The 26,811-nt window shown below is 58.9% G+C and carries 27 protein-coding genes; 12 read left to right on the top strand and 15 right to left on the bottom strand.

Annotated features, from left to right (window positions below):
* The first annotated feature begins 232 nt into the window (after positions 1 to 232).
* Positions 233 to 526 carry a DUF167 domain-containing protein gene (locus G3M56_RS13035; protein WP_327786992.1) on the top strand — a complete coding sequence of 98 codons (294 nt, stop codon included), beginning with the start codon at positions 233 to 235 and terminating at the stop codon, positions 524 to 526.
* A gap of 67 nt (positions 527 to 593) precedes the next feature.
* Here the strand turns inward: G3M56_RS13035 and G3M56_RS13030 are convergent, their stop codons facing one another.
* Positions 594 to 1,802, bottom strand: coding sequence for an MFS transporter (locus G3M56_RS13030; RefSeq protein ID WP_164365264.1), 1,209 nt, complete (start codon positions 1,800 to 1,802; stop codon positions 594 to 596).
* A 128-nt stretch (positions 1,803 to 1,930) separates the two neighbouring features.
* Between G3M56_RS13030 and G3M56_RS13025 the strand changes: the two genes are divergently transcribed.
* The 3 genes from G3M56_RS13025 (at position 1,931) to ispE (ending at position 4,396) form a co-directional block, all read left to right on the top strand.
* Complete coding sequence (locus G3M56_RS13025; protein WP_164365265.1) at positions 1,931 to 2,419, top strand: hypothetical protein; 489 nt, start codon at positions 1,931 to 1,933, stop codon at positions 2,417 to 2,419.
* 380 nt (positions 2,420 to 2,799) lie between these two features.
* Positions 2,800 to 3,159: a hypothetical protein gene (locus tag G3M56_RS13020; protein WP_164365266.1), complete on the top strand. Its 360-nt coding sequence runs from the start codon at positions 2,800 to 2,802 to the stop codon at positions 3,157 to 3,159.
* A 361-nt stretch (positions 3,160 to 3,520) separates the two neighbouring features.
* The gene (gene ispE, locus G3M56_RS13015; RefSeq protein WP_164365267.1) at positions 3,521 to 4,396 is read left to right on the top strand and encodes a 4-(cytidine 5'-diphospho)-2-C-methyl-D-erythritol kinase; all 876 of its coding nucleotides are present in this window, start codon (positions 3,521 to 3,523) and stop codon (positions 4,394 to 4,396) included.
* Between the two features lie 623 nt (positions 4,397 to 5,019).
* Here the strand turns inward: ispE and pdxA are convergent.
* The 3 genes from pdxA to G3M56_RS13000 form a co-directional block, all read right to left on the bottom strand.
* A complete protein-coding gene (pdxA, locus tag G3M56_RS13010; RefSeq protein ID WP_164365268.1) occupies positions 5,020 to 5,979 on the bottom strand; it encodes a 4-hydroxythreonine-4-phosphate dehydrogenase PdxA in 960 nt (319 codons plus the stop codon).
* 161 nt (positions 5,980 to 6,140) lie between these two features.
* A complete protein-coding gene (locus G3M56_RS13005) occupies positions 6,141 to 7,121 on the bottom strand; it encodes a peptidylprolyl isomerase (RefSeq protein WP_164365269.1) in 981 nt (326 codons plus the stop codon).
* Between the two features lie 81 nt (positions 7,122 to 7,202).
* Positions 7,203 to 8,003, bottom strand: coding sequence for a TatD family hydrolase (locus G3M56_RS13000; RefSeq protein WP_164365270.1), 801 nt, complete (start codon positions 8,001 to 8,003; stop codon positions 7,203 to 7,205).
* A 108-nt stretch (positions 8,004 to 8,111) separates the two neighbouring features.
* Here G3M56_RS13000 and G3M56_RS12995 point away from each other — a divergent pair, with 108 nt between their 5' ends.
* Positions 8,112 to 8,957 carry a hypothetical protein gene (locus G3M56_RS12995; protein WP_164365271.1) on the top strand — a complete coding sequence of 282 codons (846 nt, stop codon included), beginning with the start codon at positions 8,112 to 8,114 and terminating at the stop codon, positions 8,955 to 8,957.
* A 180-nt stretch (positions 8,958 to 9,137) separates the two neighbouring features.
* On the top strand, positions 9,138 to 9,860 hold the full coding sequence (locus G3M56_RS12990; protein WP_164365272.1) for an AIM24 family protein: 723 nt from the start codon (positions 9,138 to 9,140) through the stop codon (positions 9,858 to 9,860).
* Positions 9,861 to 9,933: 73 nt separating this feature from the next.
* Here the strand turns inward: G3M56_RS12990 and G3M56_RS12985 are convergent, their stop codons facing one another.
* From G3M56_RS12985 to G3M56_RS12940, 10 genes are all read right to left on the bottom strand, one after another.
* Positions 9,934 to 10,470, bottom strand: a complete 537-nt coding sequence (locus tag G3M56_RS12985; RefSeq protein WP_164365273.1) for a dihydrofolate reductase family protein — start codon at positions 10,468 to 10,470, stop codon at positions 9,934 to 9,936.
* Between the two features lie 15 nt (positions 10,471 to 10,485).
* A complete protein-coding gene (locus G3M56_RS12980; RefSeq protein WP_164365274.1) occupies positions 10,486 to 10,944 on the bottom strand; it encodes a hypothetical protein in 459 nt (152 codons plus the stop codon).
* A gap of 165 nt (positions 10,945 to 11,109) precedes the next feature.
* Positions 11,110 to 12,090 carry a type VI secretion system tube protein Hcp gene (locus G3M56_RS12975; protein ID WP_164365275.1) on the bottom strand — a complete coding sequence of 327 codons (981 nt, stop codon included), beginning with the start codon at positions 12,088 to 12,090 and terminating at the stop codon, positions 11,110 to 11,112.
* Positions 12,091 to 12,104: 14 nt separating this feature from the next.
* Complete coding sequence (locus G3M56_RS12970; protein WP_164365276.1) at positions 12,105 to 12,707, bottom strand: type VI secretion system tube protein Hcp; 603 nt, start codon at positions 12,705 to 12,707, stop codon at positions 12,105 to 12,107.
* A gap of 204 nt (positions 12,708 to 12,911) precedes the next feature.
* Positions 12,912 to 15,293, bottom strand: coding sequence for a phenylalanine--tRNA ligase subunit beta (gene pheT / locus G3M56_RS12965; protein WP_164365277.1), 2,382 nt, complete (start codon positions 15,291 to 15,293; stop codon positions 12,912 to 12,914).
* A 44-nt stretch (positions 15,294 to 15,337) separates the two neighbouring features.
* The gene (gene pheS, locus G3M56_RS12960) at positions 15,338 to 16,366 is read right to left on the bottom strand and encodes a phenylalanine--tRNA ligase subunit alpha (RefSeq protein WP_164365278.1); all 1,029 of its coding nucleotides are present in this window, start codon (positions 16,364 to 16,366) and stop codon (positions 15,338 to 15,340) included.
* 177 nt (positions 16,367 to 16,543) lie between these two features.
* Positions 16,544 to 16,927 (bottom strand): 50S ribosomal protein L20, encoded by a 384-nt coding sequence (gene rplT, locus G3M56_RS12955; RefSeq protein WP_164365279.1) that lies wholly within the window; start codon positions 16,925 to 16,927, stop codon positions 16,544 to 16,546.
* 134 nt (positions 16,928 to 17,061) lie between these two features.
* The gene (gene rpmI, locus G3M56_RS12950; protein WP_164365280.1) at positions 17,062 to 17,274 is read right to left on the bottom strand and encodes a 50S ribosomal protein L35; all 213 of its coding nucleotides are present in this window, start codon (positions 17,272 to 17,274) and stop codon (positions 17,062 to 17,064) included.
* Between the two features lie 116 nt (positions 17,275 to 17,390).
* Positions 17,391 to 17,708, bottom strand: a complete 318-nt coding sequence (locus G3M56_RS12945) for an alpha/beta hydrolase (RefSeq protein WP_164365281.1) — start codon at positions 17,706 to 17,708, stop codon at positions 17,391 to 17,393.
* A 234-nt stretch (positions 17,709 to 17,942) separates the two neighbouring features.
* Positions 17,943 to 18,458 carry an SHD1 domain-containing protein gene (locus G3M56_RS12940; RefSeq protein ID WP_164365282.1) on the bottom strand — a complete coding sequence of 172 codons (516 nt, stop codon included), beginning with the start codon at positions 18,456 to 18,458 and terminating at the stop codon, positions 17,943 to 17,945.
* A 157-nt stretch (positions 18,459 to 18,615) separates the two neighbouring features.
* On the opposite strand from G3M56_RS12940, the gene G3M56_RS12935 reads away from it, so the two are divergent.
* The 5 genes from G3M56_RS12935 to typA all read left to right on the top strand — a co-directional run bounded on the left by G3M56_RS12935 (position 18,616) and on the right by typA (position 25,233).
* Positions 18,616 to 19,812, top strand: coding sequence for a COX15/CtaA family protein (locus G3M56_RS12935; protein WP_164365283.1), 1,197 nt, complete (start codon positions 18,616 to 18,618; stop codon positions 19,810 to 19,812).
* A 54-nt stretch (positions 19,813 to 19,866) separates the two neighbouring features.
* Positions 19,867 to 20,787, top strand: coding sequence for a heme o synthase (cyoE, locus tag G3M56_RS12930; RefSeq protein ID WP_164365284.1), 921 nt, complete (start codon positions 19,867 to 19,869; stop codon positions 20,785 to 20,787).
* Between the two features lie 159 nt (positions 20,788 to 20,946).
* On the top strand, positions 20,947 to 21,567 hold the full coding sequence (locus G3M56_RS12925) for a cell envelope integrity TolA family protein (RefSeq protein WP_164365285.1): 621 nt from the start codon (positions 20,947 to 20,949) through the stop codon (positions 21,565 to 21,567).
* Positions 21,568 to 21,958: 391 nt separating this feature from the next.
* The gene (gene tnpA / locus G3M56_RS12920) at positions 21,959 to 22,414 is read left to right on the top strand and encodes an IS200/IS605 family transposase (RefSeq protein WP_164365286.1); all 456 of its coding nucleotides are present in this window, start codon (positions 21,959 to 21,961) and stop codon (positions 22,412 to 22,414) included.
* Positions 22,415 to 23,412: 998 nt separating this feature from the next.
* Positions 23,413 to 25,233 carry a translational GTPase TypA gene (gene typA / locus G3M56_RS12915; protein ID WP_164365173.1) on the top strand — a complete coding sequence of 607 codons (1,821 nt, stop codon included), beginning with the start codon at positions 23,413 to 23,415 and terminating at the stop codon, positions 25,231 to 25,233.
* Between the two features lie 84 nt (positions 25,234 to 25,317).
* Here the strand turns inward: typA and G3M56_RS12910 are convergent, their stop codons facing one another.
* Positions 25,318 to 25,632 (bottom strand): hypothetical protein, encoded by a 315-nt coding sequence (locus G3M56_RS12910; protein WP_164365172.1) that lies wholly within the window; start codon positions 25,630 to 25,632, stop codon positions 25,318 to 25,320.
* Between the two features lie 242 nt (positions 25,633 to 25,874).
* Here G3M56_RS12910 and G3M56_RS12905 point away from each other — a divergent pair, with 242 nt between their 5' ends.
* Entirely contained in the window at positions 25,875 to 26,456 is a 582-nt protein-coding gene (locus G3M56_RS12905) for a PEP-CTERM sorting domain-containing protein (protein WP_235203453.1), read from the top strand.
* The last annotated feature ends 355 nt before the right edge of the window (positions 26,457 to 26,811 follow it).

Below are 26,811 nucleotides of genomic sequence, written 5' to 3'. Positions count from 1 at the left end.
AATCAAGGGTCGCGAGGCAGTCCGAACGATCTTGGTTGATCCCGAAAAACGGAATCCCTAGTCTCATCCCTGTGCTCGGATTCACCTCCGGGAACAAACAAAATGTCCGATCCAATCATCCGCTTGGAGAATTGCGGTGCCGAGCGGTTTTTGGCGGCTCGGTTTCGTCTGTGATCCACGGTGGATCGGATTCCCCCCAGAAAGAACCCTCCTAATTACAGAAAGCAAAATCATGCAAAATCAGATGCAAGTTGCCGTTCGTGTCGTCCCGAATTCTCGCAAGAGTCAGATCGTTGGGTGGGAGCCCGCGGCCGATGACATTCGAGGTCACGAACGCATGCTACGTATCCGATTGAACTCTCCACCGGTAGACGGCAAAGCCAACCGCGAGCTGATTCGGTTCTTGTCCCATGTATGGGGCGTGCGGACCAAGGATCTGCGGTTGGTAGCAGGTGATAAAGGCCGCACCAAGGTGGTGGAGATCAACACAGACAGCGAGTTGCCCGCAGATTTGGTAGCCGCCTAGAGTTTCAACCCTATAGCCTCCGCGCATCGCTTTCTTGTGGTGCGCGGAGTTTTTTGTGTTCGGCGGGCTAGCGTTGATGAGGTGCGGGACCGCCGAGAGAAGCCAGCGCGAGCGCGGCGAGAACCGCAACACCACCGGCGCACCACAGGGCGAGCGAGCCAAAGCCCGGGCCGACATTGGAGCTGAGGAGCCAGCCGCAGACCACCGGGCCGACGACGCGGCCGAGGCTGCCGGAGCTGGCCATCAGCCCGAGTACGGTGCCTTGGGATTGGTCGCAGGCGATGCGAGAGGCGATGGTGTTGAGGGATGGCTGGACGAGGCTGTTGCCGGTGGCGACGAGGATGGTGAACAGAATAAGGAGTGTCCAGTTCGATGTCCACGGCATGAGGGTGAGGGTGACGGCCAGGATAATCGCACCGAGGAGTGCCAGTTTGTAGGCTCCGACCTTGGGCTCGATGCGCCGGATCATGCCGCCTTGGATCACCACGCCGATGACGCCGACCAAGGTGAAGAGCCAGCCATTTTGCGCTTCTTCAAACCCGAAGCGGCGGTTGGTGAAGAGGACGAACAAGGTGGTCATGCCGGAGAAGGCGGTGACATTGAGAAAGTAGACGCTGAGCAGGCGCAGCAGCCAGCCGCGGTCGACGTCGCCCACTTCTGCCAGCCGGTGGTGTGGGAGGATGGACAGCTTGCCCATACCGGGTTTGCGCTTGGCCGGCGGAAGACTCTCAGGAAGCTTGAACGCGACCCAGCACGCGTTGAAGAGCGAAAGCCCGACGGCCACGAGGAACGGCACGTGGATGCCAAATCCGGAGGTGGTGGCCGAAATCAGAGGCCCAAGCACGAAGCCGATGCCGAAGGCCGCGCCGATCATGCCCATGGCTCCGGCGCGCTTTTCCCGTGGCGTGATGTCCGCCATGTAGGCCTGGGCAGTGGAAATGTTGGCGGAGGAAACGCCGCTAAGGAAACGCGCCAGGAAGAGCATCCACAAGGAGGACGCTCCGGCGAGTACGCTGTAGGCAATCACGTTGCCCACAATCGAGATCATCAACACCGGGCGGCGGCCGACTTTGTCCGACCAGCGGCCGAGCAGTGGACTGAAGAGAAACTGCATTCCGCTGTGCAGCGCCATCAGGATGCCGAGTTCGACGAAGCCCGCGTTGAAGTGCTCGGCGTAGAGCGGGAGCAATGGGATCACGATGCCAAAGCCGATGAGGTCGACGAGGACGGTGAGGAAGATCAGTCCGTGCTGGGTGCGTGCTTTGGATTTGGACATTAGGATGATGGGGAGAAGTCGTGCGGGGAGAGTTATCTTAGCCCGCCACTTTACATGCATCCGAGTTTCGACAAGTCTACCGGATGCGAATTTTGGGTGTCATAGGAGCTCTTTGGGGAACGGTTGGCGTGTCTTGTCTGTTGGGCAGTGCGATTTACCGTCTGGCCCCGCGTGTGATGGAGGCGGTGGAAATGGGGTTGAGTACGTTTCAGTGGGTGGTGATGGGGGTGTTTGCTGTGTTCATGATTTACAGCGAGGGCTACAAGGGGTTTCAGAAGAAGTTTTCGCCACGGTCGGCGGCGCGGGTGCGCTATTTGCGAGATCATCCGGTGCCGCTGCATGTGTTGGTCGCTCCGGTGTTTGTGATGGGCTTTTTCCACGCGACCCGTAAGACGCGTCTCACGGTTACGATTCTGACGGTTGCGATTGCGCTGTTGGTTTTCCTGGTTTCGAAGTGTCCGCAGCCATGGCGGGGTGTGATTGATCTGGGGGTGGTCGTGGGGCTTTCGTATGGGCTGGCGTCGTTCTGGGCGTCGACGGCGAAGGCATTGGCGGGTGAGAGCTATCCGCATTCGCCGCAGGTGCCGGACTGCGAGGGTGGAACGGAGTTGGTGTGATGCGCGCTGGGCTGTGTGCGGGGTATTAGACCGCCCTTGCAGGGCTCGATGTGGGGGCGGGCGTGATCCCATGGCTTCGCCATGGGCTATGTTGGGTCGCGCCTCCGGCGCTGGGTGGGATCCGAGTACGTGGGCTGGGTGGCATTCAATGACGTCGGACGAGCGTGGATCCGCGGTGTGCGGGTAGCGGGATGCAAGAGAGCACCGGAGGTGCGAACTAGCGCAGCCCACGGCAACGCCGTGGGAAATCGATGGGCCTGAATGGTGGAAGCCATGCAGGGTCGGTCCAATCGGCGGATGATCGGAGTGGTCGGGGATCCTTCAGGGATTAATGGGAATGCGGGGCAGGCATGGCGGCTCGTGTCGTATTGGAGGATATTATGAGGTGGATTGGATTATCGATGGTGGGAGTTGCCGCGTGGCTGGCTGTTGGAGATTTGGCTCATGGGCGTGAGAAACGGCACCGCGAAACCCATAAGGAAAAGCTTGAGCGCTTGAAACGGGAGCGCGCGGAGAAACGCGAAGCCCGGCGGGGTGGCGACAAGGACGAGAAAGCCTGCGGCTGCAAGCGGAAGTGCAAATGCAAACCGGACCGACCACCGGTAGGCGGTGGGAACCAAGCACAGCGCGAGCAGAGGGAGCTCCAAAGGGAGCGGCAGGGAGAACAACGTCAGAATCAACGCAACGCCCAACAAGAACAACGCGAGCGCCAGCGACAGGCCCAGGACGAAAACCGGTGAGCTGTCGTGAGGTTTGGCTTCGGTGGTTTTGTGCGATTAGATTTTCCATATGGATGATTTGCGTGTGCTGGGATGGTTGGGGCTGTCGGGCTATCCAAAATCGCACTGAACCAGAGTGTCCAATCGTGAGGAGGGCCGCCATCGGGGGGCTTGCTGGGCTTCGGTGGGGTCGAGAGCTCGGCGGGAAACGTTGTGTGGTCTTACCTGGGGTGGCGCTCGCCGGAGGCTCGCTGACCCCAGGCTGTTATGAGACTCGCCTTCAGCGAGCTTTTGGCTCCGCGGGCGTCGTGCAGGGCCGTACCGTGTGAAATGCGGCGCATTCCCGCTTGAGGTGGGCGGGCATTGTGGCGAGGTTGTGGCGATGTCTGATTCTTCCTCCTCTCCTGTGTTTCCTTACGAAGTGGCGGCCCATGCCAAGATCAACCTGGATCTGAGTGTGTTGGGCAAGCGGGAGGATGGGTTCCATGAGATTTCGTCGACGATGACCGGGGTGTCGCTGTTTGACACCTTGGTCTTCGAGCCGGGGGACGAGGGAGAGGGACCGGGTTTGGTGATCGATGGGGCGGACGATCTGCCGGTGAACGATGACAACCTGGTGATCCGTGCGGCGAAGTTGTTTGCCGAGCGCACGGGGAAGGCTGCGGATTTCAACATTCGCTTGATCAAAAGGGTCCCGAGTGGTGCGGGGTTGGGGGGCGGGAGCTCAGACGCTGCCGCCACATTGCGCGCGCTGAATGATCTGACCGGAGCGGGGCTCGGTGAGGCCGAGTTGGCTGGGATTGCCGGCGAGATCGGTAGCGATATCCCGTTTTTCATTTACGGCGGTGTGTGTCGGGTTGGCGGACGTGGCGAGGTGGTCGAGCCGATCAACTTCGATTGGGAGCTGCCGGTGCTTTTGATCAAGCCGGGCTTTGGGGTGGAGACGCCGGATGCGTACAAGCGGTGGATCACGTCGCAGGAGTTGGAGTCTGTGTTGTATGCGCCGCAGATCTGCCCGTGGGGACCGATGGTGAACAGCTTGGAGCGCCCGGTATTCGAGAAGTATCCGGTGCTGGCGGACATGAAGATGTGGTTGCTCGATCAAGGGGAAACACACGCCGCGCTGATGTCGGGGTCTGGCTCAACGATGATCGCGGTACTGGCGCAACAACATGTCGGCGGTGAGTTGTTACGCCGGGCAAAAGAACGCTATGGCGACACTCTGTGGGGATTTGTCGGGCATACGTTGTCGGTGTAGCGGCGGTTTTGGTGTGACGGCGCGTTATGCGCGGTCATCGGGCTGGCGATCTGTCTTTGGCGGCGTCGCAAGCTCGGCCGGGATGGTGTTGCACTGAGGTCCTAGGGGTGGTCGCCAGAGGCTCCCGTCACCCTGGGCTGGTTTGTATTTCCCCTTCGGGGAAGAACCCAGTTTGTGCGTTGCTGGTTGAAGGGAGATGTACCTCAAATGGGGAGCGTTGAGCGTCGGATTCGCTATCGCTATCAGTATCGCGATCCCAATCGGATCGCAGTGATGCTTATTGGTTGCGGGCTTCTGAGGCAACGCACGCTCGGCCGTTTGGTGGGGCGGCGGGATGTCCCAGAGTGTGGTCGCCCGGGCTCTCGTCACCCTGGGCTGGTTTGCGCATCTCATTCAGGGATGGATCCATCGGATCTGACCTGGATTAGGGGCAGTGTCATTGCAGAGGTCATTATCCTTATCGTTATCCAAATCCTTATCGGAGCGTAGCGATACGGCAGTGGACGGGGGGATGGTGCAGTCCTTGATCGGTGCCGATGTTCCCCGGATTCCGTGAATACAAAAAATGCGCTCCGCCCGTGGGATCGGGGGAGCGCATTGATGGGAACTGAATAGATCGCGAGTTAGTACGTGTTTTTCTGAGCCTGTTCGGCGCAGACGAGAGTGGCGGCGAGACGGGCCGCGGCGATCATGCTGTCGGGGCGGGCTGCGCCTTGGCCGGCGATGTTGAACGCGGTACCGTGGTCCGGGCTGGTGCGGACGAATGGCAAGCCGAGTGTGACGTTCACGCCTTCGCGGAAGTCGATCATCTTGAGTGGGATCAAGCCTTGGTCGTGGTACATGCAGAGCACTGCGTGGAAGTCGCGACGGTAGGCGTGATAGAAGAGCGTGTCGGGTGCCTGCGGACCATCGAAGACACCTGGGAAGCGTTGGTTGAGCTCCTCCACCGCAGGGATGACGACTTCTTTTTCCTCAGAGCCGAGGTGACCGTCTTCGCCGGCGTGAGGGTTGAGGCCGGCGACTCCGATGAGCGGGTAATGGTGGCCTTTCTTGAGGCAGAAGTCGTGCAGGAGCTCGCCGACGTGGATGATGTTTTCCTTGGTCAGGGCATCGGGGACTTCTCGCAGTGGGATGTGGATGGTAGCCAATCCGACAGTGAGGTGGGGGCCGGTCAGACACATTGCGTATTTTTCCACACCGAAAGAGCGGGCGAAAAACTCGGTCTGGCCAGGGAAGGTGAAGCCTTGATCGTAGAGAGCGGCTTTGTTGATCGGCCCGGTCACGACGCCTTGGATCTCACCGTCGCGGAGGAGCTGAACAGCTTCCTGCAGCGCCTCGTAGCCACGCAGAGCGGACTCTTTGGTTGGCTGGCCCGGTGTGATACCGGAGGAGTCACCCAAGACGCGGTAATTGACGCGGCGGGGCAACATGCCGGAGGAAATTGCCTCGTGAACCAATTCGGGGCCTACGCCGGCGGCGTCGCCGATTGTGAATGCGATTGTTGGTAGGTCCTGCGCTCCAGGAGGTTGGTAGCTTTTTGCTGGTGGGACGTTTGGCTTGGGGAGATTACTGGGCAGTTCCATTGTCGTGTCGGGTTCAATGAGAAATGTTATAGCAAATTGAGGTGCCGGATGGACAGATCTTTGCGTCGGCGGGTGTGCTTTTTGATCGGAGTCTCAAAACAAAAAACGGGTGCCGCCTCCGAAAGGAAACGGCACCCGTTGAAAATGCTGGTTTGATCCGGTTAGTAGCGGCGGATGATTGCCTTGCTACGGGCGTTGTCAATCCACTGCTCGTAGACTTCCGCGCGTTTACGGATCTCGACCTGCTGGGTGACACGGGAGCGAACGAGGTCGAGAGGAGGGACGGCGCCGTCCTTGCGTTCATCGACGCGGATGATGTGGTAGCCGGTGTCGTCGGTGACGATTTCGCTGAGTTTGCCGACTGGAGTGTCGAACGCGGCCTCTGCGATTTCGTCTTTCAGAGCGGCGCGTGGAAGTTCGGGCCAGACTCCGCCGTCACTGGCGCGGGAGTCGCGTGAGTAGAGTCGGGCGAGCTGGGCGAAGTCCTCGCCGGCGACGAGCTTTTTGCGGATCTCCTGAGCGAGTTTGAATTGGTCTTCAGGGGACGAGTCGGGCAGTTCGCGAGGGATGAAGATCTTGCTGATTTTGACCTCGCCGTTTTTGCGGGCTTGTTCGGCGAGGCGTTCGTATTCCTCCTGAATTTCGAATGGGGTCGGTTGTTTGACGTCGCGGGTGACGCGTCCGCGCATGGCCTGGACGATGAGTCGCTTTTCGGTCAGTTCGCGGAACTTGCGGTTGGTGACGCCGACTTTCTTGAGGTAGTCGAAGAACTTTTCGCGGTCGCCATCGTAGTCGCGCTTGATGACCTCCTTGACCTCTTCGTCGATGTAGTCGCGGCTGATCTGTCCTCCGAGTTTGCTGAACTCGTGAAGGATGACCTCGCGGTCGATGAGGTCTTCCAATACCTGTTCACGGGCTTCTTCGAGTTTTTCCTCAAGGAATTCGCCGCGGTACTGGCTGCGCAGTGACATCTCCGTGCCTTTGACCATCAGGTCGAGTTCCGATTTGGTGATGATGCGGTCGTTGACTTTGGCGACCACCGCGTTGATTTCGCGTGGGGCGGCCTGAGAGACGGATGCGGTCAGGGCGAGGGTGGCGATAGCAGCGCACCGGAGGATGGATGAAAGGGGACGGAATCGCATGATGATCGTGTTCAGGTGCCAGAGCGTAGCAGGCGAAGCATTTCGGTCAATCTTTCCGCGTGACGGGAATGTAGCAAAAATTTAGCGACCAAAGAGTTGGGTGAAATTTGACTCCAAAAGGGAGTCGAGTTCCGCGTGGTCCAGTTCGAGTAGGTCCGCCAACCCATTGCGTACGGCAATCAGATTTCCAGGATGGTTCACGGGGTGTCCGTCTGTGTCCGGTGGTAGTTCGTAGGCGACGAGGTCAGTGGGCAGCGGCATCGACGGGGCATCGGTTTCGATCAAGATACGGTCGCGAGGGATGGCCTCGCGGTAGGTTTGACGGATGGATTCCTTGCGGGGGTGGAGGAAGTAGCCGGAGAAAGAAAAATAGGCACCGAGCTTGGTGAGTTCCTTGGCGGTTTCCGCGGAGCCTGAGAAGGCGTGGACGAGGAAGCCGGCGGGCGGCAATGGGTTCGAGCGGAGTGTGTCGACCAGCGGTCCCCAGGCTTTCAGGCAATGGATGGTGAGTGGGCGTTCGAGGCGGTGGGCCAGATCGAGATGGGCGCGGAAGACGTGAAGTTGATCGTCGAGGTCGTGGGGCTGGATCCAGCGGTCGAGTCCGCATTCTCCGATGGATGCCTGCGGGGTGGCTTGGAGTAGCCGTTCGAGTTGGTCTAGCCAGTTGGCTGGGCGGCTGGTGATGTGCCAAGGGTGGAGTCCAAATGCGGGGCGCACCAGGTCCGGATAATTGGTGGCGAGTTGTTGAACGCGGGGCCAGTCGTCGACCGTCGTACCATTGACGATCATGCGTGTGATGCCGGTCGCCTCGGCCCACTGTGAGAGCGTCTCGCGGGCGGGCGCAAGTTCGGCAAAATGGAGGTGGTTATGGGCGTCTTGCATCGCGCGAAATGATTGAAGATTGGCAACAAATAGCGTTGGCATCGGGGTATGGGATGATCCATGGTTTGATCCCATCCAATCCCCCAAAGTTTTTTTTCAGTCACCATCATGGCAGAATCACCAGTAGATCCATCAGAGAAATCTGAACCAACGCCAGCCACCGAAGCTCCACAAGCCGAGGTGAAGAAGAAGGCGACCCGCAAGCGCACCACCAAGAAGAAGGTCGCCAGCGACGAGTCCGCCGATGCTTCCGCTGCCGAGCAGCCGAAGAAGAAAGTTTCCCGCAAGCGCGCGACCAAGAAGGCGGCGGCAGAGGAGCCTGCAAACGCCGCTCCGGCCGAGAGCCAGGCTCCTGAAAAGGTAGAGAATGCGCCAGCACCAACCGAGACAAAGCCTGCAGACGCTCCGGCTGATGCTCCAGCCGCGAAGCCGGAGCCAGCTAAGGAAGACAGGAGCGATGATGCCCCAGCCGCTGAAGGCGGAGTGCGCCGCGTTTCCGTGCCGCGTGAAAAGCGAGACGAGAGCCAGGAGAACTCTGGAGATGACTTTACGTCGTCCAATGAGGACGGTGAAGGCGGCGAGAGAAAAGGCCGTCGTCGCCGCCGCCGCCGTCGCGGTGGTGGAGGCGGAGAGAATTCCGACAACGAAGGCAACGAGGGCGGCGATGACCAGTCCCGAGACGAGGAGCCTGAGCAGCAGCGCCGCGAAGACGGCAAGCGTCCGTCGGTGAAAGTGCGTCAGCCTGAGCCGCGCCGTGGCCAGGATCGCAAGCCATCCGGCTACACCGAAAATCCGGAGAAGATCGCAGCTTATGCCTGGGAGTTGTTTAAGAACGAAGTTCGCGAGGAAGGCGGCACGTTGATCGAAGATCGCGATGCTCGCAAGATCGCCGAGCGTGCGTTCCGTATGGCGGAGATTTTCCTGATCGAGGAATCCCGCACCATCGGAGGCTAACTTCGAGCTGAATTTGACACCCGTTGGAGCATTGTCTTCAGCGGGTGTTTTTTTTGTCGAAGTAGCAAGTGGGGAGCAGCGGGTAGGGAGGCGGATTATAAATCCTCTCGATGATTGCACTTGTGAGGGCGGGTGGTGTCGTTGATAACGCACATCGTTATGAATACTACTCCTCCACCGATGCCCCCGAGCTCTGACTTTGCAGTAAATGTAGACCGCCGCTTCAGCTTGGCTGAGTTTGTGTCCGCCACTGAACAAAAGGACCGCGGCCATGGGTTGTTCGAATTGGAAACGCCTCGGATGCTTGAGGTGAACCTCAATGGCAAGATCAATACCAAGATGGGGTCGATGGTCGCTTATAATGGGGCGATCCGGTTTACCCGGGAGGGGATTCTCGACCAGGGGCTGGGCAATCTGCTCAAAAAGGCGGTGTCCGGCGAGGGGATGAGCCTCACCTATGCCGAGGGGCAGGGGCAGCTTTATCTGGCGGACATGGGCAAGAAGATCTCGGTTCTCAATTTGCAGAACGAGGGGCTGGTCGTGAATGGCAACGACGTGCTGGCATTTGAGCAAACGCTGCAACACAAGATCACCATGATGCGCAGGGTGACTGGTATGATGTCGGGCGGCTTGTTCAACGTGGCTTTCCAGGGCAGCGGAATGCTGGCGATCACGACCCATTACGAGCCGGTGACGATCCGCGTTGAGCCGGGGCGTCCTGTGGTGACCGATCCGAATGCGACCGTGGCGTGGAGCAGCAGTTTGAGTCCAAGTTTGCGCACCGATGTGTCGTTGCGAACCTTTGTGGGGCGGGGCTCGGGTGAGTCGATTCAGATGCAGTTCGAGGGCAGCGGCTTTGTCGTGATCCAACCGTACGAAGAGGTCTATTACGGACAAGCGTAAGCGAAAGGTTAAAGGCGGCTGCCCACGATGGGTGGCCGCTGTTTTGCATCGTGCTGCTGCGTTCGAGGTCCAGCTACTTGACGACTTGATAGTTGGTCTCGACGAAGCCGGACTGGAACGTTTTGGTCGAGACGTGGCGGAGTTTCACGTCTTTCTCCAGTGGGCCGAAAAGCGGAATGCCATCGCCGAGAAGGATGGGAATTGTGGTGATGCAAAGGTCGGTGATCAATCCGGCGCGGAGGAACGATTGGATGACTTGGCCACCGTCGATGTAGAGGCGGTGGCAGCCCTCGGTGTTCAATTTGGTGACGAGCTCTTCCGGTGATCCGTTGAAGTATTCAAACTTGCCAGTGACCTGGGACGGTACATCGCGCATGCTGCGGCTCATCACGACGACACGGCGGCCTTCGTATGGCCACTCGGGGAAGGTGAGGACTTTCTCCAGGCTGTTGCGGCCCATGACCAAGCAATCGATGGTCTCGATGAACGAGAAGTAGCCGGTGTCCTCCGGAGGGTCGGACGTGTCGGCATCCATCAGCCAATCAATATCGCCGTCGCTGCGGGCGATGAAGCCATCGAGGCTGGTTGCGATGAAAACGGAGCACTGCATAGGGGCGAGTGTGGGCTATTTCCGTTTGAGCAGCCACTCAAGAAATGCGTTCGGAAGGTCTTCGTCGTAGAGGAACTTCCGCTCGGGGTCGTCGTCGAGAAAGGATTTGTAGTCGGGTAAGGACTTGATCAAATTCAAGTCGATGGGGGCTGGTGTGTTGTTGGCCTTCTCCTGCTTGAATACGCCGACGAGGAGGTAGGCGCTGTAGAGCGCGAGCAGTCCCCATGCGATGTAGGGAATCTTAGCAGTCCGGTCGTGTGTGAACTGGATCGAGACTTGGTTCTCGTTGCCTTGGAAAATGGAGACTGTGCCCTTGTAGTCGTCCAGCCTGATCTTTTGCCCTCCTTGTTGGATGGTTTCCATCGGGATGCTGAAGCTAGTGATGTCGGGCATTGCCGACGGGCGTGAGAACATTCCGGTAAGTACAGCCAGGAAGACGATCTGCATCAGTGCGGAGAGGAGGCGTCGGCGCATGGCTGGAGTTTACGCAAAGCGTGGCGTCTGGTGCGAGTGTTTGTTTGGTGTGGGCGCTGTTGCGGGTTGGTCAGCCAACCGCTGCCGATGCGGGCGTGGTTTTTGTTTAAAACAAAACAACCCGCAGCCATCGGGTGACTGCGGGTTGATCGGGTGGATTTGTGGTTATTGGGCGAGGCGCGCCTCGACCTTGAAGAATGGGCCCGTGCCTGCGGCGGGGCGGTAGGTGGTGATTGAGCCGGATGTGGCTGCTGGGATTTCTTCGAGCAGGGTGAAGCCTGCGGCGGGCGAGGCTGAGTGGAAGATGCGGTAGGTTCGATCTGACAAGCTGCTCCATTCGAGCTCGATGGTATTGGTATCGAGTGCGATTTTGGCGCGTAAGTACGATGTGGTCGAGCGCGGGTCGGTGCCGGCGACGTATTCTTGAAAGTTGGTGAATGGGTCGTCGTCGAAGTTGTCGCTGCCGTCTGCTTGAAGGTTTTTATTCAAGCCGTTGGCGTCTTCCCACGAGTCTGGGATGCCGTCGCTATCGGTGTCGGTGACGATGCTACCGCCTCCACCAGCGCCGCTGGTGTCTCCCTCGAAGAAATCTGTCGTGACGAGAGTGTTTTCGATATGTGACCAGCCGATTGAGCTGGAGGTGACGGTTTCTCCGGGCTTGCTGCCGATGTGGTATTCGGTCCAGTAGATGGCTCCGTAGACGAACTGAACTTGAACTTCGGGCAGGCTGTTTGACGAGGCCGCCTCGAACGACCAGTCAGTGAACATGACGTCGTCGAAAGAGATTTCAGTAAGCACTGTCGGTTTGTCCGGGCCAGCTTCCGACGGGCGGGTGAGGACAAACTTCATTTGATAGATCCGACCGGTGGCAAGTCCGGCGAACATTTCTGTGGTTGCTGCGTTTGGGGTGAAGCTGATGGTAGCGATCTTTCCTGAGGCCACGCCTGCGCTTCCTCCTCCGGTATAGGAATCCAGGTTGATCGAATTTTCCGTCCCCTTGGAGAAACTCAGAATGGTGAGTTCGTCGGAAATGGCGGGTGATCCGCCGAACCCGCCGCTGAGATAGATCTGTGAGGTGGTCTGGGCATGGCTTCGCCCACACCAGCATAGAAGCAGGCAAAGCGCTTGAATGAGAATGGTGCGCATGGTTCCCCGCTGGGTTAGTTGACTGCGAACGCTTCGGTATTCAAGACCCGGCTCCAGCTCTGTTGGCTGTGCAATGTGAACACATTGGACTTCTCGTTGGGGGTGTAATAGGAAATGCGAACTGCTCCAAACTGCAAAACGACCGACTCATCTGCGATGTCATCCCCTTCCGAAACCGAATAGTCGAGCGATTGGACCATCACGAGTTTGAGCTCGAATTTCATTGTTACGCAGTCTCGGTACAAGTCAGTGGACTCCGTTGCTGCGGCTGGGTAAACCACAATGATCTCCACGTCATCATAATGACTTCCAATGACGAGGCTACGGAACAGATCGGTGCTGACTTGGTTTGGGTATTTGGTGATATGGAGTTCTTTGAACGTAGCCTTCCCCGCGCCCCCTCCGGCGCTGATAGACCCGATGTTGACGGTGTTCTCCGCTCCGATATTGAGGGATCCGAGTCTAAAGAACCCAAGCTTCTTCAAGCTTTCCGGGGCAGTTGGATCAGCGGAATTAGATGCCGATCTGTCGAGGAGTCGCATGTATACGTCGAGAGCGGCCTCGCCTGGCAGGATGGCGGATAACGACAGGATGAGCGTGAGAAGTACGAGTTTCATGAGCGGGAGATCTTTGGGCGGATTGGCTCGACAGTAGAGGTGCGCGGGGGGGAAGGGAAGAGATTGTGGTGGGAAACTAGCCTATTGTCAGGAATGCGGTTGACGGCGGGGCCCGTTGTTTGTGGGCGGCTTGGTTGAAAACAAAAACAACCCGCAGCCACTGGGTGACTGCGGGTTGTTTGTGAGGTGATGTTTGAATCCGGATTAGCGGAAGTTGACGTCGAGCGCTTTTTCGAGCGCTGCGAGGACTTCTGCGTGGGCGGCGTCAACTTCTTTGCTCTTCATGGTGCGCTCGGCGTTACGGTAGCTGAGCGAGAAGGCGACGGACTTGCGGTCGGCCGGGAGTTTCTGGCCTGAGTCGTCGGTGAAGAGGTCGAACATTTGCCAGCCTTCGAGGATTGGAATGTTCAACTGCTGAAGCACGGACTCGATGCGGTTGATCGGGAGGTCGCGTGGAACTTCCATCGCAATGTCACGCGAGGTGCCTGGGAAGCGTGGCAGCTCGGCGAACTTGCGCTCGTCCTTCTCTGTCAGCGCGAAGAGCACGTCCAGGTTGAGTTCGACGGCGAACATTGGGCAATCGATGTCGAGGGCGCGGAGGCGGGCAGGAGCGATCTGTCCGATCACGCCGAGGATGTTCTTCTTGCCGACCGAGATCTGGGCGCACTTGGCGAAGACCGCATGTTCGGCCGGCTTCAGCTTGAGGCGCACATTTGGCAGGATGGAGTCGAGCACGGCGCGCAGGTCTTCGAAGGCGAGCGTGCGTGGTGATGAGTCGGCCCACGAGCGGTCGTTGGCGAGGCCGCCGAGAACGATGGTGAGCGCTTGGGACTCGACCACGTCGCCTGGCTTGCGGCCGGCGGCGAAGACGGTGCCAGTCTCGAAGAACGGCAAGCGGGCCGCGCCTTGTGCCACGTTGCGTGCCGCAGTCACGAGCAGGGCTGGCAGGATCGACGGGCGCAAGTGCGTGTGGTCTTCACTCAGTGCGTTCTTCAATGGCACCGGAGTGATGGTCGAGTTCGCGGCGTCGGCGAGCTGTGCGGTCGAGATCAACTTGATGGTACGTGCTTCGTAGAGACCTTCGGAAACGAGGCGCTTTTTGATGTCCAGGGTGAAGTCGTACAAGCGGTCGTCATCGCTGGCGTGCACCGGTGTGGCGTAGGTTGACGATGGCACCGGCTCAAGGCCGCGGACGCGGGCGATCTCTTCGGTGAGGTCGATCGGGCGGGTCAGGTCGAGGCGGAAGCTAGGGACGTCCCACACTTTGCCGTCGGTCGAGGTAAGTCCGAGCTTGGTGAGGATATCGCTTTGTTCATCGGCAGAAACGCCACCGAGGTAGTTCGAGAACCAATCCTGGTCGACGGTGAGTGGCTGGGTGAGCTTTTTCGCTTCACCTGCAACGTAGAGTGTGTCTTCAGCGGTGCCTCCTGCGATTTCGACGATCAGCTTGGTTGCCAGCGCCGATGCGACATTCGCAGCCAATGGGTCGGTGCCGCGCTCGAAGCGGTACGATGAATCGGTGGTCGAGACCAAGCGGCGGGAAGTCGCGCGCACTGCGGTCGGGTTGAAGTGTGCGGCTTCGACCAGCACGTCGACGGTGGTGTCGGTGACTCCGGTGTCGAGACCGCCGGTAACGCCTGCGATGGCTGCGGCTTTCGAGGCATCGGCGATGACGCAGTCGGTCGGGTTGAGGGTGTGCTCCGCTTCGTCGAGTGCGGTGAATTGCTCACCTTCTGTGGCGCGGCGGGCGATGACCTTGCCGCCGTCGAGCTTGGCGATGTCGAATGCGTGGATCGGGTGGCCCAGCTCGTGCAGGACGAAGTTGGTGATATCCACCACGTTGTTGATCGGGCGCAGGCCGATCGACTCGATGCGTGAGGCAAGCCAAGCTGGTGACGGACCGACCTTCACACCGGTGATTTTACGAGCTGAGTAGTAGCTGCAGAGGTCCGCTGCGTCAGCGGCGATGGATGCGACGTTCGCGTCCTCTTTGGTGGTGATCTCATCCGCAGCGAACGCGCTCTTCAGCGCGCGGCCGGTGAGGGCGGAAAGCTCGCGGGCGATGCCGTAGTGGCTGAGCAGGTCAGGACGGTTTGGGGTGATTTCGAGTTCGAAAATGGTGTCGGACTCGAACAGGTCGGAGATAAGCGTTCCGACCGCAGGGTCTCCGTCGAGAATGAGGAGACCTCCGTTGTCGCTGCCGATGCCGAGTTCCTTGCCCGAGCACATCATGCCGCCCGACTCGACGCCGCGCAGTTTCCCGTGCTTGATTTTGAAGTCGCCAGGGAGGACCGCGCCAGGGAGGGCCACTGGCACTTTGTCGCCGACTTTGTAGTTGGTGGCACCGCAGACGATCTGGTGGAGTTCTTCCGCGCCGGTGTCGACCTTACAAACCTTGAGCTTGTCTGCGTCCGGGTGCTTTTCGGCTTCCATGACCTGGCCGACGACGACATTCGGGTCGTTGATGCCTTTGGTTTCGCTGCCTTCGACTTCGATGCCGGCGAAGGTGAGCAGGTCATCGAGTTCCTGGGTGGTCAGTCCGTCGAGGTCGATGTGGGACTTGAGCCAGTTGAGAGAGGTGATCATTTTCTAATGAGAGAAAGGATTTGGGAAATGGGTGGGCGTGGCGCTTAGGCGAACTGATTGAGGAAACGCTGGTCGTTTTCGATCAGGTGGCGGATGTCGGCGATGCCGTACTCGATCATGGTCAGGCGCTCGAGGCCCATGCCGAAGGCGAAGCCGGTGACTTTGTCCGAGCCAAATGCTTCATTGCCGCGGGCTTTCGAGACTTCGTCGAAGACTGCAGGGTCGACCATGCCGCAGCCGGCGATTTCGATCCACTTGGCGTCTTTGCCGGCCGCGGTGAGCTTCACGTCGATCTCAAACGATGGCTCGGTGAATGGGAAGAAGTGCGGGCGGAAGCGCACCTCGGTCGATTCGCCGTAGAGCGATTTGAAGAAGAATTCGAGCGTGCCCTTGAGGTCGGAGAGGGTCACGTTTTCAGCCACGTAGAGACCTTCGATCTGGTTGAAGACGGAAAGGTGGGTGGCGTCGATTTCGTCGCGGCGGAACGCACTGCCCGGGGCGATGATGCGCACAGGTGGTGCGGCCGTTTCTTCCATTGTGCGGATCTGCACCGACGACGTGTGCGTGCGCAGGAGTTTTCCTGAGTCGAAGTAGAAGGTATCGCTCTCGTTGCGTGCCGGGTGGTCGGCTGGTGTGTTGAGGGCGTCGAAGCAGTGCCACTCGGTTTCCACTTCCGGGCCAGTGGCCAGAGCGAATCCGAGCTGGCGGAAGATCTTGGTCACGCGGTCCTGCATCAGCGTGAGCGGGTGAATCGCTCCGGTCGGGAGCGTGCGGCCAGGAAGCGTCAGGTCGAGGTCGGCAACGGACTTGGCGTCGGCTTCGGCGATCAGCGCCTCCCGCTTGGCGTCGAGTTCGGCGGTGATGGCTTGGCGTGCCTGATTGAGCAACTGGCCGACTTTTGGTTTCTCTTCCTTGGGCAGGTCCTTCATCACCGACGAGGCTTTGGTGAGGGTGCCGCTCTTGCCGAGGAAGGCAACGCGTGCGTCGTCGAGCGAGCGTTCGTCGGTGGCTGCCGTGATCGCCGCAATGGCGTCGGCCTGGATGGTGGTCAGAGTGGATGCGATGTCAGACATGGGAGTGTCGTGGGTGAAAGAGAAATGCGGAGCAAAGAGTCGGCGCTCCGGTGCCGATTGCCGTGAGGCGGGAAAATGAAAATGGCCGGCGATCCTTGGGGATGCCGGCCATTGGTTGAGTTTGGTAATCGTTGGCGCTAATGAGCGAGCGGGTGCGGATTCAGGGTGATCCCTGAATTAAGCAGCACCTGCAGCAGCTTTCTTAGCTTCGAGGCCGGCTTTAGCTTGTTCGACGATGGTCTTGAAAGCTGCCGGATCCTGGATTGCCATGTCCGAAAGGACTTTGCGGTCGAGCTCGATACCAGCGGCCTTAAGACCTTCGGTAAATCGGGAGTAGCTCAATCCTTCTGCACGTGTGGCAGCGTTGATACGCTGGATCCACAGAGCGCGGAAGTTACGCTTGTTGTTCTTACGGTCACGGTACGCCCAGGTCTGTGCTTTGAACACAGCGTCCTTTGCGTAGCGGTAGAGTTTCGAACGCGTGCCGCGGTAACCTTTGGCTTTCTTGAGCCAACGTTTACGGCGCTTACGCGATGCTGGTGAGTTAGTTGCGCGTGGCATTTTCTTATTCCTTAAACAGACTGTTTACTTTGTTTCAGGCCATCAGTCTCATCTGTTTGAAGGGCTTTCTCCACTTCGGGATTGGGCCCAGGCTGATGATCTGCTGCCGACCGATTGCCGGCAGTGACAGGGCATTAATGCGAGAACGGAAGGTTTTCCTTCACGTTTGCAATGTCCGCATCGGAGACAAGTGTCGCTTTACCCAGATTCCGCTTACGCTTGCGGTTTTTGTTCTGGAGCAAGTGACGCTTGCCCTGCTTGCGGCGCAATACCTTGCCGGATCCAGTGACCTTGAAGCGTTTGGACACTGCTTTCCGAGTTTTGGCGATTCCACCTTTTCTAGTCATAGAGGCGTGGAACCTACCCTGCCCACGCGCCGGCGCAAGAAGGAATTTGTGGAATTATCGAGTGCGTCTTATGTCCAGTTGCCGAACTGGGTTCGGGAGGTGTCGGTCTGTCGGATTCAGGATTCTTCGGAAAGGAACCAGATGAGCGCGTCTTTGAGTTGTTGGTGGTTGAGTTGGTGGCCGCCATCGTACGTTTCGCTGCGCAGTTGCCGGATGCCTGCAGCTTTGCACGCGGCTTCGACTTTGGCTCGGTATGCTGCCGAGACGAGCTTGTCGTTTGTTCCGCTGCTGACGAAGACCTTGATCTTCCTGAGAGTGGCCTTTTTCGCCCGGAAGTCGGCCATCGCGTATTCCCAGAAATCGCCCTCGTTGCAGCCGCCAAGGAAGGCACCCCTCACCTCGCGGTCATCGATGGATGCCGTCAGTGGCGCCATCCATTGGGTGATCTTTGATCCGCCGGAGAACCCACCAACGGCGATCGGCCAGTTTTTTGACTTTGGCCATACGCGTTGCATTTCCTCCAACACCTGACGGGTGTTCGCGTAGAAGACGGGTGTGCGCCAGCCCGCTTTGCGATCGGGGGATGAGTCTACCGAGATGAGAATCCACCCTTGGTCTTTGCATGGCCCCCCCAATAGTTGCGGCCTGCGGCAACGTTGTTTTTGCCGTCAGTTGACGTCCAGTGGATGAAGATCGGCCAGTCTTTTTGTTGTGGGTTGAAGTTGTCGGGCAACCCGATCAACAGGCGCAACTCGGATGATTCCGTCCCTTGATGCATTTCCTTCATCCAGTTCCAATGGCCGGACTCTGCCCAGTCCGAGCGCCAGCCCTTGCCTCCCTTGAGTGCAATTTTCTGGTTCTCCTCCGAGAGTGGCATGACAAGTTCCTGCAAGTTCCTGCAGTTTGCCGGCGACGACGTCTTGGCCTGCGAGTTTCAGTCCTTTCGCGGCGGCTGGTGGTGCGTCGGCGATTGCTTGTTGTTCATTTGCGAAGGATTGGTCGTCGGCGGAGAGGCGCTCGATAGGGACACGGTACTCGCGCCCTTTCATATTGAGTACGACCTTGTTGTCTTCGAGTGCGACGAACTCGGCGTCGATCTTTCGGCCGTCGGTGCTGGTCCAGATACGGGCGGATGCGGTCGCGAGGGATGCTGTGGCCAATGCGATCAGGAGGGGAGTTTTCATTGAGGTTGGTTTGTTTTTGTTAGTCGGGAAAGATGAGGAGAGGATGAGGGGTGTGGTCAAGGCAGGAAGCGTGGGTAGGTAGGATTCCCAATGTCCGCTTCCTCTTGCGCCGAGTGGAGATGGGGTCAATGGTGGAGAGCATTCGAGATTGACTGTCATGACTTCTCCGACCCACTCCCTCGACCCGCAGGTTCCCATGTGGTTACGCGTTTTTTCCTGGTTCGCCGTGTTGTGGGCCTTTGTGCTGATTTGGTGGGGGGCTGCGGTCACCACCACGGATGTCGGCCTGGCAGTACCGGATTGGCCGTTTAGTTTTGGCAAGGTGAACCCGGAGGGGTGGTGGAACATTCCAGCACTCAAGCTTGAGCACGGACACCGACTGGTGGCGTCGGGGCTCGGTGTGGTGGTGGTGTTTCTTTTCGCCTTCCACTGGTGGCGGGCCGAGCCGAAGTGGCGGATGATCGGTGAACTCTTTGGTTTGCTGGCGGTTTTGGCGGTGAATGTCTACGGCGTGCAGAAGCTGACGGCATTGCTGGCTCGCAGCAAAGGGTTGAAAGAGCAGGAGATGTTTGATCTTGCGGCTCAGTTGGATGGCTCGGCGACCAAGTGGTGGGTGCTTGTGACGGTGACGTGGGTGATGGTGCTGGCTTGGCTGTGGCGTTCGTGGCGCTACCGTGGCTGGTCACGCCTGGTGAAATTGGGTGCGTTGGCGCTGATTCTGGTGGTGGTGCAGGCGGAGCTGGGAGGCTTGCGTGTGGTGATGATGTCCGATGGCTACGGAGTGATGCATGGGGTTTTGGGTCAGGGCTTTTTCTGTTTGTTGTTGGTGATGGCGATGTTGGCCGAGCCGACGAGCCTGCTGGTGCGTGATTCGGCGGTGCGCAAGCTGCGCGTGGTTTCCGGGTTGCTGGTGGTATTGGTTTTGCTGCAGTTGGTGGTGGGCGCGACCATCCGCCACACCCAGCGTCAGATGCTGGAGGCGACGGATATTCTGACCACAGGCGGGGCGTTTCTCCCGGATTGGTCGAACACACAACTCGTCGTGATTTTCCTCCATAAGATGGGAGCAATTGCCGCGTTCATTGCGGCGGTGGTGTTGGCATCCACGGCAGTGAAGTCGATGGTGCACGGGATGCGCGGTCTTTCGACCCACGCCGGTTGGCTGGTGGTGTTGTTCTGCGCTCAGATTGGGCTCGGGGTTTCGGTGCTGTATTTCCACACCCATCCGAAGTTCGAATTCTGGATCACTCAGTTCCACGTGGTGAATGGGTTGCTGATCCTCGCCATGTCGGTGAGTGTGACGGTGCGCTCGTGGCGGGCTTACGGGTCCACCGGAGAGCTTGCGAACCGGTAGCGGATGTGGAAGCGTGCGCGCCCGGCCGACCATTGGTCCCATAATCAACTAGCCATGAGCACATCGAGCCCATCACCTGAAGCTTCGGATACCGAGCAGGCTGCCAAGCCTAGCTTGCGCGAGGATATGCTCGCATTGACCAAGTTCCGCTTGAGCCTGTTGGTGGTGATCACGGCCGTGGTGGGTTACATCGCTGGAGCGGGATCCAACTTCAGCTGGGCGATCTGCGTCCACCTGGTGTTGGGGGTGAGCTGCGCGGCCTTTGCGTCGGCGATCTTCAACCAGCTGATGGAGATTGAATTTGATAAGCGGATGAAGCGCACCCGCGAGCGCCCGCTGCCTGCCAACCGCATCGCCCCGGGCGTGGCGATGGTTCTGGGTGTGGTGATTGCCGCATTCGGCTTGCTCCATCTCGCAGGCACCGTGACCAAGGAAAACCCACAGCCAGCTTACCTCGCAGCGCTGACTCTCGGGTTGTATGTTTTTGCCTACACTCCAATGAAGCGCAAATCGTCTGCCAACACGGTGGTCGGTGCGGTGGTCGGGGCGATCCCTCCGGTGATTGGTTGGACGGCCGCCGGTCATGGCTATGATCTCGGCGCGTTGTTCTGGTTTGGGGTGTTGTTCTTCTGGCAGATGCCGCACTTCATTGCGATCAACTGGATGTACCGGGACGAGTATCGCAATGCCGGGTTCGTAATGTGGTCGAATGACGACGACAGCGGCAAGTTCAGTTCGAAGCTGGCGTTTTGGTTTTCGGTGGCATTGGCCGCGTGGATGGTGCTGCCGGGGATCTTCGGACTGGCGGCTTGGTGGAGTGCGGTAGTGGCGGTGCTGCTGTCGCTGTGGTTGGTTTGGCTGTCGGTGGTTTTCATCCGCACCTGCGAGCGCAATGATGCGCGGAAGTTGTTCTTCGCCACGTTGATCTATCTGCCCGTGGTGCTGACCGCGCTGCTGCTGGGTTGGATCAACTGATCGACGGATGCCGGGGTGGAGTCCGGGATTTACTGATCCCTCGGTGATGAGCGCTGGACTCAGATTGCGAACTGTGCATTCTTTGGGCACTTTTCCGGCCGCTGTGCACTGACAGCAGGCTGGATTCGACGCGTTTATTTCTCCCCCAGTACTATTTCTATGAACAACACCCGCATTCTCTTTGGTATCACCATCGCATTGTTATTGGTCGTGATCGGAGGGCTTTACTTCGACGATCCGAACCGGGCGGCACCACAGCCAGCGCAAGAGCAGGCCGCCGCTGAAGAGGTGAAGAAGGAGCAAGAGGCTCAGGCTGACAAGGTGGCCCAGGAATCGGCCGAGATGAAGGAGCAGCTTGCCGCGATGCAGGCCGAAATGGAAGCCCGCGCACTCGAGCACGAGCAGCAGATGAAGGCGCTGCTTGAAGCCAAGGAGTTGACCGAAGGTGAGCTCAAGAACGAGCGCATCGAGCGTGAGCGCTTCGAGCGCATGGTCAATGCCCGCAAGATGGCAATCCGTACCGCGCCGCAACTCACCACCATCACCGAGGCGTTGATTGACCAGGGCTTTGTCGTGATTGGCGCTGGTCAGGACAAGAACGTTTCGGTGGGTCAGAAGTTCCGCGTCCGCCGTGGCGACAGCGTAGTCGGGCGCATCGAAGTGACCTCCGTCGATGCCGAGCACGCCGTGGCCGAAGCCGTGCCGGGCAGCATGCCTGAGCGCGAAGAGGGCGACGCCCCGTGGTTCGTCGCCGGTGACGAAGTGATCGGCCTCGAATAAAGAGTAGCCGATTCGGCAAAAGTTTCATGCGCGCCCCCGTCCCACGACGAGGGCGCGCATTTTTTTTGTGTGTGGGGGATGGGCGTGGGTAAACCGTGACAGCGGGGCGGGTGTGTGTGGCGGGATCTGTGGCTAAAATCGAAGGTTACCCGGTAAGCCGTCCCTGCGGGACGGGGCATGCAAGATTGGTGATGGTTGCGGCTGTCGCGACGTGATCGTGTGACGAATGTCTCGGTGGGATGTTGGTCTTGTGCCTGATTGCATCGCGGAGCGATGGTTTACTGGTTAGCCGGCGGTTTTAACCGCCGGTGTAAGGGCGACGCGAAGATTCGCCCCGAAGGGGCGGTTTAAAACGTTGTGGCGGGTCAGTGTTATTTGTTAGATTGGTGGTATGGCCAGTACCCATGTGCAGATTCTCTATCATTGCGTCTGGAGTACGAAGTATCGCGATCCGGTGATCCGGGCGGAAGTTGAGAACGATGTGTGGTCGGTGATTGTGGGGGTAGGGCGTCACAATGAGATTGAGGTTCTCAAGGTTGGGGGAGTGGATGACCACGTTCACGTGTTGGTGCGAGTGCCGAAGACGATGGCGGTGGCAGAGGCCGTGAAACGCCTCAAGGCCGGGAGCTCGAAGAGTTTGAATGAAAACCGTGTGGTCTCGTCCTGTCGGTTTGCCTGGCAGGCGGGGTATGGGGCGTTTACGGTGAGTTCATCAGCGATGGGGGCGGTGAAGCTGTATATTGAGACTCAGCGGGAGCATCATCGGGCGAGCACGTTTCAAGAGGAGTATGTGAAGTTGTTGAAGCTTCATGGTGTGGAATACGATGAGGCGTATTTGTGGACGTGAGGAGGTAAACCGTCCCTTCGGGACGAGGTTGGAGGAGGGTGCTGGACCTGCGGTTGAAACCGCAGGCTAGCCGGTAAGTCGTCGCTTCGCGACGGCGTGTGGCGTGTGGCGTGTGGCGTGTGGCGTGTGGCGTGTGGCGTGTGGCGTGTGGCGTGTGGCGTGTGGCGTGTGGCGTGTGGCGTGTGGCGTGTGGCGTGTGGCGTGTGGCGTGTGGCGTGTGGCGTGTGGCGTGTGGCGTGTGGCGTGTGGCGTGGGACGTGGGACGTGGGACGTGGGACGTGGGACGTGGGACGTGGGACGTGGGACGTGGGACGTGGGACGTGGGACGTGGGACGTGGGACGTGGGACGTGGGACGTGGGACGTGGGACGTGGGACGTGGGACGTGGGACGTGGGACGTGGGACGTGGGACGTGGGACGTGGGACGTGGGACGTGGGACGTGGGACGTGGGACGTGGGACGTGGGACGTGGGACGTGGGACGTGGGACGTGGGACGTGGGATGTGGGATGTGGGATGTGGGATGTGGGATGTGGGATGTGGGATGTGGGACGTGGGACGTGGGACGTGGGACGTGGGACGTGGGACGTGGGACGTGGGACGTGGGATGTGGGATGTGGGATGTGGGATGTGGGATGTGGGGGGCACATCGCGGAGCGATGGTTTAATGGTTAGCCGGCGGTTTTAACCGCCGGTGGGTGAGCGAAACGAACATTCGCCCCGAAGGGGCGGTTTACAGAGGGAGGTCAGATAGCAAGTTAGACTGCTGCCGCTGGTGACCGGGCGGTTCTACGCGGCTGTTGTGAGGTGTTGTTGTGCTACAGTGCTGAGATTTAATGGGTTGTGTGACGTGGTTGGTGCGGTCTTCACGGGCGCTTGTGGGGGCAAGGACGGCGGTGAACAGGACACGGGTTTGCCGCTATCGTGGATTTGACATTCGGGGAATCGAGCGGATCATCGCCAACCCCCTTGAGCACCAAGACTATTACGCCAATCGACCATGTCCGTTCCTATTCGTAACCTCGCGATCATCGCCCACGTTGATCACGGCAAAACCACTCTCGTTGACCAACTTCTTCAGGCCGGGGGAACCTATCGTGACAACCAGGCTACCGAGGAGCGCGCCATGGACTCGATGGACCTCGAGCGTGAAAAAGGCATTACCATCAAGGCCAAGAACACGTCGATCCACTGGAAAGACCACACCATCAACATCGTCGACACCCCGGGCCACGCCGACTTCGGTGCCGAGGTGGAGCGTGTGATGAAGATGGTGGACGGTGTGCTTTTGGTGGTGGACGCCGCGGGTGGCCCACAGGCGCAGACCCGCTTCGTGTTGCGCAAGGCTCTGCAGCAAGGGCTGAAGCCGATCGTAGTGGTGAACAAACTCGACCGTCCGTTGGCCGACCCTGAGAAGGTGCACGATATGGTGCTTGAGTTGTTCCTCGACCTGGACGCCAGCGAAGAGCAGTTCGAGGCACCATTCCTTTACGGCTCCGCCCGTGACGGCTATTTCATGACCGATCCGAACGGTGAGCGCAAAGACTGCGAGCCACTGCTCGAAGAGATTCTCCGCTATGTGCCGGCTCCGGATGCCGATCCTGAAGCACCATTCAAGATGCTGGTTTCTAACGTCGACTGGGACGACTACGTCGGCCGTGTCGCGGTGGGCAAAGTGCTCGGTGGCAGCGTGAAGAAGGGTGACACCGTGTGGGCGCTGCGCCGCGACGGCACCAAGGTTTCGGCCAAGGTTACCAAGACCTTCTCGTACTCCGGTCTCTCGACACACGACTCCGAAGGCGGAAGTGCCGGTGGTATCGTGGGCGTTGCCGGATTCGAAGATATCGACATCGGTGAGACCCTGGCAGCTGATGGTGAGATCGAACCACTGCCATTCGTGGACATCGATCCGCCGACCGTGCAGATGCAGTTCTCGATCAACGACGGTCCGTTTGCAGGTAAAGAGGGCAAGCACGTGACGTCCCGCGCGATCCGCGATCGTCTGATGCGTGAGCTCAAGACCAACATTTCGATTCAGGTGGAAGACACCGACGTTTCGGGTGTGTTCAACGTTTCGGCCCGTGGTGCGATGCAGATTGCGGTGTTGGTGGAAACCATGCGCCGCGAAGGTTTCGAACTTTGCGTGTCGCGTCCAAACGTGATTTTCCGTCGCGACGACGAGGGCAAGTTGCTCGAGCCATTCGAGACTCTCTACATCGAAGCTCCGGGCGAGTACAGCCAGGGCATCCTCAAGGCACTGGTGAACCGCAAGGGCGTCATGGAGAACATGGAGACCGAGGCCAGCGGCGCGACCTTCATCCAGGCGGTGATTCCAACCCGTGGCATCATCGGTCTCGAGACCGAGTTGGTGAACCTGACCTCCGGTCACGGCATCATGAGCCACCTCTTCAAAGAGTACGCACCACACGCTGGTGAGATCGTGAGCCGTACCACCGGAACCCTCGTTTCGATGGACCAGGGCGTGGCTACCACCTACTCGCTGCAGGCTCTTTTGGAGCGCGGTACGCTCTTCGTGGGGGCTGGCGATCAGATCTACGCAGGCATGATCGTGGGTGAGAACCCACGTGCAGGCGACCTTCCGGTGAACCCTGTGAAAGAGAAGCACCTCGACAACATGCGTTCGGCCGGTAAGGACAAGACCAGCAAGATGGCACCGCCATTGCGCTTCTCGCTCGAGCGCTCGATCGAATACATCGAAGCCGACGAGCTGGTGGAGGCAACTCCTAAGAGCCTTCGTCTGCGCAAGCGCATCCTTGATGCCAACGCCCGTAAGCGTGCCGCCAAGGCCGCCAAGGGATAAGCAAGTTTGCTAGTGTTTATCTAGCGGTTTTCAGAAAAGCCGGTCGTAGCGTCAGTGCTGCGACCGGCTTTTTTTGTGGTGGTGTCACGAGCCTTGTTCCCGTTTTTGCTTCAGCGCGAGCCGGGTGATTGAGAAGACAATCAACACGAACAGTAGTACTGGAGTTAGCGCCAGTGCCGTGATCACGACTGATTCAGACACCGTGGAGACGAAGCCAATGAGCGGTGGAGCGAGGAGGATCACGCCGATAATCGTAATGGCGGCCTTCCAGATCGTGCGCCGAATCTTCGCAGCTTCGAGCTTAACCAGCTCGGAGAGGTCGTCGTCTTCGGTGGTGTTTTTGTTCCTGTTGGGTGGGATCGTTATTCGGCATGATCTATGATCGGCCGACTGGCGCAAGTAGGAACAGCGCCGCAATCTTTAGCCCTTTAGTCGGTCGCTGGGATTGCTGGGCATCTCTGGTGCGTTGCGCAAAGGGGAGTTGCGGTATGACGGTGCGCAAAGGTGATTCGTTTTACCTCGCTGTTAACGGAAGCGAGGTCTTGGGAATAGGGAGGTGCCTGAACTCTGTGGCGATCCCACGTTCTCGGGTGGCTGGCGGCGTTTTGTCGCCGGTCGAATCAAAACTAAAATAACAATAAATGATGATTAAAAACTATGTAGTTGCGGCCAGTCTGGGCTTGGTCGCTATGGCTTCATCACAGGCTGTCACGGTGTTTTCCGACACATTCGACTACACGACGAATGGAGCGTTTGTCACTGAGGGTGGCTGGACTAGTCATACCGGCAACGGTGGATCTGATGCCGGCTCTGGCATCATGTGGGGTAATGGCAACGTATTGGAGTATCAGCACGGGGATGCGGTTGCCGCTGGTGACGTGATCTCCATGTGGGCGACATTGCAGCGAGATTGGGGCGGGTACTTCTACAGCATGGACATCACGCTTTGGGATGGAGTGAATGATGGCTCCCGTGTGCAGGCTGCCTTTGTGAATTTGGAGGGTAATTCTGCTACAGGCAAAGTGCTCGACCCGCTTAGCTACACGGTGACTGGAGCGGACATCGCAGCTGGGCGCGATCATGTGGTGATTCAATACAGCCACTCGCAGAACTGGGGCGAAACCCAGGATGTGACATTGGATGTCACGGCCGTGCCAGAACCATCGTCCGCGGCGTTGCTCGGACTGGGCGGACTTGCGCTGATCCTGCGCCGCCGCAAATAGGGCGCGATTGATCACTTCAATCCATTGGATTGTCTGGCGAGGGGCGTGTGCCTCTCGCCAGTTTTTTTGTGATGGTGTCATACCAAATGAACGGTCTGCTTGCCGGAGCCGTCGGGGATTGATTGGGCACGTGAGACAAATGGTGAAGGACGTGATCCTGGCGAGGGGGGGGATGAGGCGTTACTAGCCGCGCAGGTCGCCCGCTAGCATCGCATTTCGCGCATTGCCTCACTCGAACGATCTCTATCATTCTGCCAATTTGACTGTTCAATTGGCATTTATGCCCGTCCCGCGGAAATTCCTCGATCAAGCTGGCGCTGGGTGCACATATTCTTGGCTTTCTTCGCTTAGCCAC

The organism is Sulfuriroseicoccus oceanibius (assembly GCF_010681825.2).
In the GTDB taxonomy this organism is placed as follows: Bacteria; Verrucomicrobiota; Verrucomicrobiia; order Verrucomicrobiales; family SLCJ01; genus Sulfuriroseicoccus; species Sulfuriroseicoccus oceanibius.
This window is presented reverse-complemented; position numbering and strand designations above follow the sequence as displayed.

Coding starts and splice junctions, on each gene's coding strand:
- G3M56_RS13035 (WP_327786992.1), top strand. CDS start 233: ATGCAAAATCAGATGCAAGTTGCCGTTCGTGTCGTCCCGAATTCTCGC.
- G3M56_RS13030 (WP_164365264.1), bottom strand. CDS start 1,802: ATGTCCAAATCCAAAGCACGCACCCAGCACGGACTGATCTTCCTCACC.
- G3M56_RS13020 (WP_164365266.1), top strand. CDS start 2,800: ATGAGGTGGATTGGATTATCGATGGTGGGAGTTGCCGCGTGGCTGGCT.
- ispE (WP_164365267.1), top strand. CDS start 3,521: ATGTCTGATTCTTCCTCCTCTCCTGTGTTTCCTTACGAAGTGGCGGCC.
- pdxA (WP_164365268.1), bottom strand. CDS start 5,979: ATGGAACTGCCCAGTAATCTCCCCAAGCCAAACGTCCCACCAGCAAAA.
- G3M56_RS13005 (WP_164365269.1), bottom strand. CDS start 7,121: ATGCGATTCCGTCCCCTTTCATCCATCCTCCGGTGCGCTGCTATCGCC.
- G3M56_RS13000 (WP_164365270.1), bottom strand. CDS start 8,003: ATGCAAGACGCCCATAACCACCTCCATTTTGCCGAACTTGCGCCCGCC.
- G3M56_RS12995 (WP_164365271.1), top strand. CDS start 8,112: ATGGCAGAATCACCAGTAGATCCATCAGAGAAATCTGAACCAACGCCA.
- G3M56_RS12990 (WP_164365272.1), top strand. CDS start 9,138: ATGCCCCCGAGCTCTGACTTTGCAGTAAATGTAGACCGCCGCTTCAGC.
- G3M56_RS12985 (WP_164365273.1), bottom strand. CDS start 10,470: ATGCAGTGCTCCGTTTTCATCGCAACCAGCCTCGATGGCTTCATCGCC.
- G3M56_RS12980 (WP_164365274.1), bottom strand. CDS start 10,944: ATGCGCCGACGCCTCCTCTCCGCACTGATGCAGATCGTCTTCCTGGCT.
- G3M56_RS12975 (WP_164365275.1), bottom strand. CDS start 12,090: ATGCGCACCATTCTCATTCAAGCGCTTTGCCTGCTTCTATGCTGGTGT.
- G3M56_RS12970 (WP_164365276.1), bottom strand. CDS start 12,707: ATGAAACTCGTACTTCTCACGCTCATCCTGTCGTTATCCGCCATCCTG.
- pheT (WP_164365277.1), bottom strand. CDS start 15,293: ATGATCACCTCTCTCAACTGGCTCAAGTCCCACATCGACCTCGACGGA.
- pheS (WP_164365278.1), bottom strand. CDS start 16,366: ATGTCTGACATCGCATCCACTCTGACCACCATCCAGGCCGACGCCATT.
- rplT (WP_164365279.1), bottom strand. CDS start 16,927: ATGCCACGCGCAACTAACTCACCAGCATCGCGTAAGCGCCGTAAACGT.
- rpmI (WP_164365280.1), bottom strand. CDS start 17,274: ATGACTAGAAAAGGTGGAATCGCCAAAACTCGGAAAGCAGTGTCCAAA.
- G3M56_RS12945 (WP_164365281.1), bottom strand. CDS start 17,708: ATGGCGCCACTGACGGCATCCATCGATGACCGCGAGGTGAGGGGTGCC.
- G3M56_RS12940 (WP_164365282.1), bottom strand. CDS start 18,458: ATGAAAACTCCCCTCCTGATCGCATTGGCCACAGCATCCCTCGCGACC.
- G3M56_RS12935 (WP_164365283.1), top strand. CDS start 18,616: ATGACTTCTCCGACCCACTCCCTCGACCCGCAGGTTCCCATGTGGTTA.
- cyoE (WP_164365284.1), top strand. CDS start 19,867: ATGAGCACATCGAGCCCATCACCTGAAGCTTCGGATACCGAGCAGGCT.
- G3M56_RS12925 (WP_164365285.1), top strand. CDS start 20,947: ATGAACAACACCCGCATTCTCTTTGGTATCACCATCGCATTGTTATTG.
- tnpA (WP_164365286.1), top strand. CDS start 21,959: ATGGCCAGTACCCATGTGCAGATTCTCTATCATTGCGTCTGGAGTACG.
- typA (WP_164365173.1), top strand. CDS start 23,413: ATGTCCGTTCCTATTCGTAACCTCGCGATCATCGCCCACGTTGATCAC.
- G3M56_RS12905 (WP_235203453.1), top strand. CDS start 25,875: ATGATGATTAAAAACTATGTAGTTGCGGCCAGTCTGGGCTTGGTCGCT.